At 61.9% G+C, this 10,837-nt stretch carries 10 protein-coding genes; 5 read left to right on the top strand and 5 right to left on the bottom strand.

The window, feature by feature from the left end; genetic code table 11:
• The first annotated feature begins 295 nt into the window (after positions 1–295).
• Positions 296–484 carry a DUF1328 family protein gene (locus tag P0O24_RS07180; protein ID WP_316969065.1) on the top strand — a complete coding sequence of 63 codons (189 nt, stop codon included), beginning with the start codon at positions 296–298 and terminating at the stop codon, positions 482–484.
• Here P0O24_RS07180 and P0O24_RS07175 read toward each other — a convergent pair.
• On the bottom strand, positions 465–782 hold the full coding sequence (locus tag P0O24_RS07175) for a hypothetical protein (protein WP_316969064.1): 318 nt from the start codon (positions 780–782) through the stop codon (positions 465–467). The two genes, P0O24_RS07180 and P0O24_RS07175, sit on opposite strands and share 20 nt — an antisense overlap.
• 120 nt (positions 783–902) lie before the next feature.
• On the opposite strand from P0O24_RS07175, the gene P0O24_RS07170 reads away from it, so the two are divergent.
• The 4 genes from P0O24_RS07170 (at position 903) to glgP (ending at position 4,891) form a co-directional block, all read left to right on the top strand.
• Positions 903–1,841: a 1-phosphofructokinase family hexose kinase gene (locus P0O24_RS07170; RefSeq protein WP_316969063.1), complete on the top strand. Its 939-nt coding sequence runs from the start codon at positions 903–905 to the stop codon at positions 1,839–1,841.
• Between the two features lie 57 nt (positions 1,842–1,898).
• Positions 1,899–2,930, top strand: coding sequence for a DUF21 domain-containing protein (locus tag P0O24_RS07165; protein WP_316969062.1), 1,032 nt, complete (start codon positions 1,899–1,901; stop codon positions 2,928–2,930).
• Between the two features lie 105 nt (positions 2,931–3,035).
• Positions 3,036–3,179 (top strand): hypothetical protein, encoded by a 144-nt coding sequence (locus P0O24_RS07160; protein WP_316969061.1) that lies wholly within the window; start codon positions 3,036–3,038, stop codon positions 3,177–3,179.
• A complete protein-coding gene (glgP, locus tag P0O24_RS07155; protein WP_316969060.1) occupies positions 3,179–4,891 on the top strand; it encodes an alpha-glucan family phosphorylase in 1,713 nt (570 codons plus the stop codon). Before P0O24_RS07160 ends, glgP begins: the two co-directional genes overlap by 1 nt.
• A 29-nt stretch (positions 4,892–4,920) precedes the next feature.
• Here the strand turns inward: glgP and P0O24_RS07150 are convergent, their stop codons facing one another.
• The 4 genes from P0O24_RS07150 to P0O24_RS07135 form a co-directional block, all read right to left on the bottom strand.
• Positions 4,921–6,357: a dicarboxylate/amino acid:cation symporter gene (locus P0O24_RS07150; protein WP_316969059.1), complete on the bottom strand. Its 1,437-nt coding sequence runs from the start codon at positions 6,355–6,357 to the stop codon at positions 4,921–4,923.
• 261 nt (positions 6,358–6,618) lie between these two features.
• A complete protein-coding gene (locus P0O24_RS07145; RefSeq protein ID WP_316969058.1) occupies positions 6,619–6,984 on the bottom strand; it encodes a hypothetical protein in 366 nt (121 codons plus the stop codon).
• The gene (locus P0O24_RS07140) at positions 6,932–7,120 is read right to left on the bottom strand and encodes a hypothetical protein (RefSeq protein ID WP_316969057.1); all 189 of its coding nucleotides are present in this window, start codon (positions 7,118–7,120) and stop codon (positions 6,932–6,934) included. The genes P0O24_RS07145 and P0O24_RS07140 overlap by 53 nt, the downstream gene beginning before the upstream one ends.
• Before the next feature lie 265 nt (positions 7,121–7,385).
• Positions 7,386–10,775 carry a S8 family serine peptidase gene (locus P0O24_RS07135; protein ID WP_316969056.1) on the bottom strand — a complete coding sequence of 1,130 codons (3,390 nt, stop codon included), beginning with the start codon at positions 10,773–10,775 and terminating at the stop codon, positions 7,386–7,388.
• Positions 10,776–10,837 lie beyond the last annotated feature (62 nt).

The following is a 10,837-nucleotide window of genomic DNA, read 5'->3' as shown; positions in this document are numbered from 1 at the left end:
GGAGATGAAACGTATCATTGCGGAGTCCTTTTGTAGTTTCGCTAAATGCAAAAGTTATGCAGGTTATTGGATAGAGAAATTTTTATTGAATAATATGCATTATAAAGATTTATGCGAATGACTATAATCTTTGGCATCATCGGAGGTCCTCCGCTTCGTCGAGGAGCGATAATGCCATCTGGTCGCAGCAGGGCTGATTCGATGGCTTAGGAAGCGGTTGATGCCATCACATTAAATCTGAATGCGCATATCTATTTATACGATAAAAACCACCTAAATTTAGTGAGTCTGATCGATGAACAACATCGGTAGGTGTAAAGAGATGGCAGACCTGCTCTATTTGGCTATAGTGTTCTTTGTAATAGCTCTTGTACTTGGAGTGTTGGGGGTACGTGGCGCCGGCATATCGATGAACATCGCAAAATGGCTGATAATCGTATTCCTCATCCTGGCGGTGTTATCCCTCATATTCGGGGGAATTTGAATCCGAGGTTCTGCATAACCCCCCATCCCAAAGGCATCGTGGATGAACTCGAGAGGCAAGCGCCCCTATGCCGGAGATCCCTGTCAGACCTCTCCACCCCCTCCGCCAGATCGGCGGCCTCGCCGCGGCCGATTTCTGCCAGAGTCTGGGATAGCCTCCTCCTCTTAGGCCAGTATTTGATGATCACCTCCGAGAATCTCATCCACTCCGACTCCTTGAGGTCCCTCACCCTCTCATGGGCGTCCACGGTTATTCTGATCGTCCTCGTCGCCACGGATCTATCCGTGTATATATGCATTTGATCCCACCGGCTCCGTGCGGCCCCCCACATCCCGGACCCCTCGATACCATCGCCACGTATTCAATCGCCCCCGATACCATCACCCTTAGATAGCCCCCGGCTTATCTCTCCATCAACATGAAAGAAATCGTATCCCTATCCATCAACCCGACGGTCGACAAGAGCTCCACCGTCGAGCAAGTGGTTGCAGAACGCAAGCTCCGCTGCACCGCCCCCGTCTTCGAGCCGGGGGGAGGCGGGGTGAACGTCTCCCGGGCGATAAAGAAGCTCGGCGGGGAGTCGACCCTCATCTACGCCGCCGGGGGGCTCTCCGGCGGCATGCTCCGGGGCCTCCTGGAGGACGAGGGGCTCGCCCCCCGGCTTGTCCCCATCGAAGGGATGACCCGGGAGAGCTTCGCCGTCCTGGAGGAGTCCACGGGCCGGCAGTTCCGCTTCGGGATGCCGGGGCCGATGCTGAAGGAGGAGGAGTGGGAGGGCGCCCTGGAGGAGGTCGCCGCCGCAGCACCCCAATCCGGCTTCATCGTCGCCAGCGGAAGCCTTCCTCCGGGGGTCCAGGCCGACTTCTATGCCCGGGTCGCGCGGGCCGGGAAGGAGGCGGGAGCGAAGGTGATCGTCGACACCTCCGGCGAGCCGTTGAAGAAGGCCCTGGAGGAAGGGGTCTACCTTTTAAAGCCGAACCTGCGGGAGTTTCGCGAGCTTCTGGATAGAGATCTCAGTGAGGAGGCCCAGATCGAGGCTGCGGCCCGGGAGGTGGTGGCCAGCGGCGGCTGCGAGCTTCTGGTCATCTCCCTCGGCTCGGCGGGGGCGCTCTTCGTCAGCCGGGACGCCGTCGCCCACATGAGGCCGCCGACGGTCAAGATCGTCAGCAAGGTGGGGGCAGGAGACAGCATGGTGGCGGGGGTCACCCTCAGCCTCGCAAGAGGCTGGCCTTCCAGGAACGCGGTACTCTTCGGCATCGCCTCAGGGGCCGCCGCCGTCATGACCCCAGGCTCGGAGCTCTGCAGAAGGGAGGACGCAGAACGGCTCTACGAGAAGCTCCGGGCCGACCAGAGCTGATCTCTCGCCACCCCGGCGAAAACCCAGAAGCGAGGAGAGCAGAGGTATTTACGGCTCATGGATGATCTTTTCATATGGATGGGGATCGCCGTCTGCATCAGCCAGTCGGCGGTCTTCTCAGGCCTCAATCTCGCCTTCTTCACCGTAAGCAAGATGGAGCTACAGATCGAGGTGGCGAAGAACAACAGGAACGCCATCCGGATCCTAGCCCTCCGGGAGGACTCAAACTTCCTCCTGGCGACGATCCTCTGGGGGAACGTGGCGGTCAACACCCTTCTGGCTCTCCTCTCCGGATCGGTCCTCGCCGGAGTCCTGGCCTTCTTCTTCTCGACGGTGATCATCACCATCTTCGGCGAGATCATACCCCAGGCCTACTTCTCGCGGCGTGCCCTGTGGATCGCGGCCTTCTTAAGCCCGCTTCTCCGTTTTTATCAGGTCCTACTCTATCCGGCGGCGAAACCGACTGGGCTTCTTCTGGACAGGTGGGTCGGCCCCGAGGCGATCACCTTCTACAGGGAAAGAGACATCCGGGAGCTCATAAAGCTCCATATGCAATCGTCGATGACGGAGATCGAGAAGGTGGAGGGTCAGGGTGCGCTGAACTTTTTGTCCCTCGACGACGTCCCTCTGGCCGATGAGGGAGAGCCCATCGACCCCGGCTCCATCGTGGAGCTCAGCTTTTCGGGCAACAGGCCCGTCTTCCCCGTGATAGAACCCGACGCCTCCGATGAGTTTCTCAGGAAGATAAACTTCTCGGGGAGGAAGTGGATCGTCATCGTCGACCCGGAGGGGGAGCCCAGGCTCGTCATGGACTCCGACGAGTTCATCCGGGACATCTTCTTAAACTTCGATCGGTTCAACCCCCATCTGCACTGCCACCGCCCCATAATAGAGAGGCGAGCCGACGCCAAGATCGGCGACATAATCTCCAGGCTCCGAGTCAGCCCCCACCACCTCCAGGACGACGTCATCGACGACGACGTCATCCTCCTCTGGGCCGAAGAAGAGAAGCGGGTCATCACCGGGGCCGACATCCTGGGCAGGCTCCTCCGGGGGATCGTCAGAAACCCGAAGACCGACGCTCCATGACCCGGTAGAGGGCGGGCCCCCAGCATCTCCGGACGATCCCCGGCTCGAAGGCCCCATATCTCCTCATCCCGACCCGTTCTCTATTTATCTTATTTGAGATGATAAATGATGAGAGAAGAGGAAAGGATCCTAGGAGAGGGGCGGAAGACGAAGGGGAGAAAGGAAGAGAGACGGAGGGATCCAAGGGGGATGACGACCGTGGAAGAACTGGCTGAGAGATATTTAGTCGGATATGACGGGTGGTTTTGATGGTACGGGATACTAACGACAATTCGTCGGTGGCCTACTTCTCCATGGAGATAGGCCTCGATGAAGGGATAAACACCTACAGCGGAGGCCTTGGGGTGCTGGCCGGTGACACCATAAGCTCCGCCGCCGACTTCAAGGTGCCGATGGCAGCAGTCACCCTCCTCTACCGGAAGGGGCACTTCCGTCAGGAGATCGGGGCCGACGGATGGCAACGGGAGGAGGCTGCGGACTGGCCGGTGGAAGAGCACCTCGAGGAGATGGACGAGAGGACCGCCGTCGAGGTTGAGGGGAGGCGAGTCCACCTGCGGGCCTGGAAGAGAGACGTGACGGGGATCGACGGCTTTGTCGTTCCCGTCTACTTCATCGACTCCGACCTTCCCGAGAACTCACATTGGGACAGGACCCTCACCCATTACCTCTACGGCGGGGACGACCACTACCGCCTCTCCCAGGAGGTGATCCTGGGGATCGGCGGCGTCAGGATCCTCCGGGAGCTCGGCTACGACGAGATCAAGAGCTTCCACATGAACGAGGGGCACGCAGCCCTCCTGACCCTGGAGATCCTCGACGAGACTGCGAGGGCGGCGGGGCGGCGAGAGATCACCGAAGAGGATAGGAAAGCGGTCCAGGAGAAGTGCGTCTTCACCACCCACACCCCCGTCCCCGCAGGCCACGATAAGTTCTCCATCGACCTCGCCCGAAAGGTCATCGGGGATAGGGACGACTTCTTCGGCCTCGAAGGGATCCTCTACCAGGGGGAGGTCCTCAACATGACATACTTGGGTCTGAAGATGAGCCGCTACATCAACGGCGTCGCCAAAAAACACGGCGAGGTCTCAAGGCTGATCTTCGCCGGATACTGCATCGACGCCATCACCAACGGGGTTCACGTCGGAAGGTGGGTCTCTGCCCCCTTCGCCGAGCTCTTCGACAGGCACATCCCCATGTGGCGGCGGGACAACTTCAGCCTCCGATACGCCCTCTCCATCCCCCACGGGGAGGTCTCGTCCGCCCATATGGAGGCGAAGAGGAGGCTTTTGGGATACGTCCGGGAGGAGGCGGGCGTCGAGATGGAGGAGGAGGTCCTCACCATCGGCTTTGCGCGGAGGGCGACCCCTTACAAGAGGGGAGACCTCATCTTCCGGGATGCCGACCGACTGGCGAGGATCTCCCAGGAGGCGGGGGAGGTCCAGCTGATATTTGCGGGGAAGGCCCACCCCCGGGATTTGGGCGGCAAAGAGCTGATAAGAAGGATCTTCCAGGCGAAAGAATCCCTCCGGGACGATATCAAGATCGCCTACCTCGAAGATTACAGCATGACCCTGGGGGGGATGATCACCTCCGGGGTCGACCTCTGGCTGAACACCCCCGAGCCGCCGATGGAGGCCTCGGGGACGAGCGGGATGAAGGCTGCCCTTAACGGCGTTCCCAGCTTCTCAGTCCTCGACGGCTGGTGGGTCGAGGGGCATATCGAGGGGCTCACCGGCTGGTCCATCGGCGACCCCGTTCGGGGGAGGGGAGAAGGGCGGGACAACTCCAGGGACGCCGCCTCCCTCTACAAGAAGCTGGAGGGGGTGATAATCCCTCTATTCTACCAGGACAAAGAGAGGTTTACGGACGTGATGATCCACTCCATCGCCATCAACGGCTCCTTCTTCAATACCCAGAGGATGATGCAGGAGTACGTCCTCAACGCCTACTACCTCAGGTGAACCGGGCAAACCCCCCGATCCATCCCCCGTCAGATCCGGGATTCTTCGGTCCGGTCAGCGAGGGGGAAGCTCTCCCCCTTACCCTCATCTCCCGCCAACCCCTCCAGACCCTCCTCGACGGCCATCAGGGTGTCCAGCCTCCCTCTCGCGAGCTTATCCATGACGGCGGAGGCGACGAGGTCACCGGCGACGTTCACCGAGGTCCTGCTCATGTCGAGGATCCTGTCTACGCCGATGATCAGCGCCACTCCGGCGGCCGGAACGCCGACGCTCTCCAGGATCGTCGCCAGGATGATGATCCCCACTCCGGGGGTGGAGGGGGTCCCTATCGACGCCCCTACGGCGATGATCATCACCAGAAGGAGCTGGGGGAGGGTCAGATCCACCCCGAAGACCTGGGCGAGAAATACCGTCGCCACCCCCTGATATAGGGCGGTCCCGTTCATGTTTATCGTCGCCCCCAGGGGTATGATGAACTGGCCGATGGCCGGCCTTATCGCGAGCTTCTCCTCGGCGACCTTGATCGATACCGGCATGGTGGCGGCGGAGCTGGAGGTGGAGAAGGCGATGAGGAGGGCGTCCTTGGAGTCCGCCATGAACCGGAAGGGGCTCCTGCGGAGGATTACTAATATTATGATTAAATATAAAACGAAGAGGAGGAGTAGGCCGATGAGGACCGTCGCCACATAGACCCCCATCCCCAGGAGGGTCTCGATCCCCATCTGGGCCGTGAACTTCGCCATGAGGCCGAAGACGGCGAGGGGGGCCAGGTGCATCGACCACTTGACGACGGTCATGCATATCTCCTGCAGCGACCCCAGAAGCTCCATGAAGGGGCCGGAGTTCCGCGGCGAGAGGGTGAGGACCGCTATCCCCACGATGATGGCGAAGAGGACGACCTGGAGCATCTGGCCGGAGGCCATGGCGTCGAGGGGGTTGGAGGGGAAGAGCCCTCCGATGATCCCCGGGATCTCGAAGAGCTCGGGAATATCGGCGATCTCCTGAGAGCCCTCGGGGGCCACCGCCATCGATACCACATCCTCTCCCTGGATGTACTGACCCGGGTTGATGAGGAGGGCGACGGTGATCCCTATGGCGATGGCGACGGCGGTGGTGACGATGAAGTAGAAGCCGGCGAGAACCCCCAGCCTCTTGACCATCTCCATCTCCTGATTGGCGGCGATGCCCAGGATGATGGAGGCGAAGACCAGGGGGACGACGATCATCTGCAACAGCCCGAGGAATATGTATCCGGGGAGGGATAGCCACTCGCTGATGGTGGCGGAGAGCCCGGGGTCGACGATCCCCGCCGTCGGCCCCATGACGATCCCGAGGCCCGTCCCCAGGATCATCCCGAGGAGGACCTTCAGCCACATCCTCCCCTTTATGAGGGACTGCAGCTCCAAGCTCAGCTTCTTTATCTGGGGCGGATGCCGAATCCTGGTGGATCTTCTTCTCCCGTCCATGATATACAATGGATAGGATAATTATGATATTTGTTCTTTGCCACCGACGAGAAAAGAGGAGGAGAGAAATTGGAGGATCGATGGGAGTTTCAGGAGGCGACCACAGGGGAGGCTGAGGGGCTCGTATCCCCGGGCGGGTGCCGGGGTCACCGGCGCCAAGGGACCCGTCCGCCGTTTATGGCAGGAGAAGAGCCGTCGGATGGGGCGGGCTGGAGTCGAGGTCCAGGAGGCGAAGGGTCCGGCGGGCCCGACCTTCCTGCCTCAGCCGAACATCCTCTGGGCGCTGGCGTTCATCCCCGCCCTCTCCTGGCCCTCGACCCAGGTGGAGGCGAGGATGGCGAGCCCCAGGAGAAACTCGCAGAGGTAGACCTTCAATTTATCTGGGTCTCTTATATTTCGGGCCCGCTCCTGGAAGAGCGCCATCGCCTCCCTCTGATCCTTAGCCCGGGGCCAGATATCCTCCATATCCTCCCGGGCCTTCAAGACCAGCAGCTCCCTCTCCACCTCGTTCAGCCCCGTGGCGTCGGGGATCCACCGAAAGGCCAAGGCCAGCCCCTCCGGGGTGACGTCATGCTTAAAGTTCGTGTACAGGGGATCCGCCTTCAGGTTCATCTTCAAGTTCTGCAACCTTAGTCCCTCCCGTCATCTCGGATATATTTATACAAACGATCTTTCTGTCCTTGGCCTGAAGCTCCTCGCACCTCCAGACCACCAACGTCTCACCCTTATATTCAAGACCTTCTCTTTTATAAGGATTATCCATGATCTACAAAATTTATTCATCATGTACAGGGTCGGGTCCCCGGCTCCATCTCCTCCCCCACCCCCTGTACCTCGGGCGACGGGCAGGGGGCGGTCCAGCCCCTCCCCGGCCCTCCAAGAGGACGGCCGGTGGAGCAGAAGAAGAAAAAGTATGCGGCCCCAGGGAGAGAGTACGCGATTCCTGCTGAGCTGGTACGCGATTTCCCCATCGATGCGGGTCCGGGGCCGCAGGACCCGCTTCGATCCTCGGCTCTGCCCCCCCCAACTCACCTCGCCGACGCCGAGATGACGTAGGTCCTCTTTTCCGTGGTGAACTCATCGGGCCTGTATCCTTCCGTCGAGAAGGCCCTGGACCTCGTCTCGATCACCTCGCCGTTTCGGCTGAGGGCGAGGTCATCCAGGTGGAGGCGGGACGGGGTCTTCTTCATGATGAACTTGATGGGGTTGAAGGTGAGGGAGACGGATGCGATCCCCGCCTCCAGGGAGACGTTCGCCTCCGTCCTGTCGATCTCAAAGCCGTCGTCGTCGACGAGCCTCCCTGCGACCTGGTAGGCGCCCGGAGACTCCACGGCGACCTCGACGGTGATGACGAAGGCCTCGGGCTTATCCTCCGACTCCCTGGAACCGTCGGCGAACTCCCCGGTGAACCGGGCCGTCATGGGCTGGAAGTCCTGGGGGCAGTTCTGGATCGTTATATTCCCCTCATAACGGTCGATGATCACCCCTTCGCCGCTGTAGAGGAAGAGGTTCTCAAGGCTGAGGGGACCGCACCCGCCCTTCCTCCAGATCTCCGTCCCATCGAAGCAGACGTTTATAGATCCGGATGATTCGAGCTCTTCTCCGCCGCCGAGCCACCCTATGAGAGACCGGTTCCCGTCCAGGAGGGAGCCCTCGACCCGGTACTCGCCGGGGGAGATGACGTCGACGCCGACCTGGACACAGAGCCTCTCGTAGAGGCCGTCGCCGTCTTCGTCGATGAGGTCTGTCTTCGACCCCCCCGTCAGTGATGCCCCCGCCACGGTGAGGGTGACGGGTATCCTGAACCGGTCCTCGTCGGACCGGATCTGGATGTATCCCTCGACCCCGGTGCTGGAGGCGTTCTCGGGGACTGTGACGGTGGCGTTGACGATCCCCTCGGTCCCGGAGTCGAGCCGCTCCGGCCCCGCCGCCGATATCCAGGTCCAGGAGTCCTGCACGTAGAAGGTAGCCTCCAGGTCGAAGGTCTCTCTCGCCTTGGTGGTGACGTGATACCCATATACTATCGCCCTCCAGACGCCGGGGGCGGGGTGGTTTGACCCCACCATCTCCTCGTCGCCACGGCTGTAGGAGACGTCCACTGCCCTCCCGTTCTGGTTGAAGAGGAGGAGGGCGAGATCGCTGTCGGAGTCGGCCCAGGTGAGCCTCAGCCCGAGCCTGGTGACGTTCGCCGGCACCTCTATCGGCACCGTCCAGATCACCTTGTCTCCTATGGAGTCGGCCCAGACCTCCGTATCCACCTTCTCCGTCATCCCCACGTAGGTTACGTTGGCGAGGTGGGGGCCTGCGTTTCGGAGGCTGAAGGTCGCATCCCTCGTCTCACCGGGAACTGCAGGGCCGATAGACCACCTCTTCGGCGAGGTGGCGAGGAGCGTCCTCTCCGCCTCCAGGACGTAATCTGCCACCCCCGTTATGTTCCTCGGGTGGACCGCCATGAGCCACCTCCCCGGAGAGGGCGCCTCCACCGAGACGGTCTCGCCTCCCCCGTCCTCGGCTGCAGGATAATACTCGCTGGTGGGGGAGAGGAGGAAGAGGTCCAGTTCCGCCTCCCCCTCCCACCGGAGGGTGCACTTCAGCTCGTCAGAGCTGACGGGAACGTCGACATAGTAGTAGTTCCACTCGCCCTTGTCTATGGACCCGGCCACAGATCCCCGGCCGTCTCTTATCTGCACCCCCTCTGCCACCTCTACGGTGACCGGGATGGAGAATATGACGGTGCCGTTCTCGGATATATCGATGGAACCATCGTATCTGCCCGCCTCGACCCCATCGGGGACGCTGACGGTGGCGCCGAAGACCCTCTGGCCGTTGGCAGGGATCCGCTTCGGGAGGGGCTGGACCATCGTCCAGTCGGCCGCGGGACCCGATACGGTGGTGGAGACGTCCGAGAGCTCTCTATCGGTGAAGAAGAGGAGCTTGGAGTTCCAGTCTACGTCTCCGGGGACGAGGGCGTACATCTTCTTCTGGAACCTGTCTGCTCCGGTGTCGAGGCTCCCATAGACGGTCTCGTCGCCGGCGATCCAGAAGTCTCCGTAGACCCACCTCCCCGCCGTCCACCGATCCGGAAGGGCGCCGCAGAGGAGATCTTCGCCCAGAGCATCAAAGGACCCCCCGGCGTCGGCCAGCCCCGCCCCCTGGTAGTAGGCCTCGTACTCCTCGTCCTGGGTGTTGTTGAGCTTCCTTGCGCCCCCCGTCAGGGCCGCCTTCACCCCGGCGGGGGTGAGGGAGGGGTCGGCCTGGATCAGGAGGGCTGCGACCCCCGCAACCACGGGGGTCGATAGGCTCGTCCCAGAGGCCGCCGCATAATAGCTCCCGATCTTCCCCTGGATATCGAGGTTTTGTGGGACCGTCGTCACGACGTTCACCCCCGACGCCACCAGCGTCGGCTTGTACCTCCCGTCCCGGAGGGGGCCCGACCCGCTGAAGGCGGCGATCCGGTCGTCGCAGTCTGTCGCCCCCACGGTGATCACCTTCACCCCGTCGCCGGGGGATTCGACGCACCCAAGACAGACGGAGGAGGCGACGAGCATCAGGAGGAGGAGCCTATCGTCTAGGTTTCCTGCAGCGACGCAGACGACGGTCCCGGCGTCGACGGCATTGTCTGCGGCCATGGATATCGGTGGGTTGCTCTCCCCGAGGTTGAGGCCGCCGAGGCTCATGCTGAGGACGTCGGCTCCATTATCTACCGCCCAGTCGATCCCGGCGATGATGTCGGAGATCTGGCCCGACCCCTTGCTGTCGATGACCCGGACGTTGAGGAGGCTCGCCCCGGGTGCCACCCCCATGTACTGGCCGCCGGAGGCGGTCCCCGACCCTGCGATGATCCCTGCTACCGCCGTACCGTGGCCCAACAGGTCGTCGGTCGTCCTCTCGGAGTCGACGAAGTTCACCTCGCCGACGACCTTGCCCGCCAGGTCGGGGTGGTTCTCGTCGATCCCCGAATCGAGGACCGCCACCACCACGCCCGTCCCGTCTATCCCCCGATCCCAGAGGGCCCTGGCGTTCACCCTATCGGTGGCAGAGAAGGCCCCATCCCCCCCCGTCAGGCTCGGGGGCTGGGAGACGACCACCGACCCGTCGGGGTAGATCCCCGATACGTGGGGGTCGGCTGCCAGCTCTCGAAGGACAGAAGAGTTGGCCGACCCTGCAACCCCGTTTATGAGGCTGTAAGAATACTTCACCTCGAAGCCATCCACCCCGCCCCTCGCCCCGCCGTTGAAGACGACGATCACCGGGATCTTCTCCTCGCCGACGACCTCGCCGTCGAAGAGGAGATCGAGGGCCGATATGACTGTTCCGTCAGGATACGAACTCGCCTCCGGCTCAGCCGAGGCGGACGCCGCCACCAGGGCGAGCAAAAGGCAGACCGCCATCATCGGTCTCCATCTCTCTACGTCCATGACTATTTCCACTCCCCGTGGGCGCCGCTGGCCATTCAAAGGTGCCGGGACATCCCAGGTTT

Origin of the sequence: Candidatus Methanocrinis alkalitolerans, from assembly GCF_029167205.1 — an archaeon.
In the GTDB taxonomy this organism is placed as follows: Archaea; Halobacteriota; Methanosarcinia; order Methanotrichales; family Methanotrichaceae; genus Methanocrinis; species Methanocrinis alkalitolerans.
This window is presented reverse-complemented; position numbering and strand designations above follow the sequence as displayed.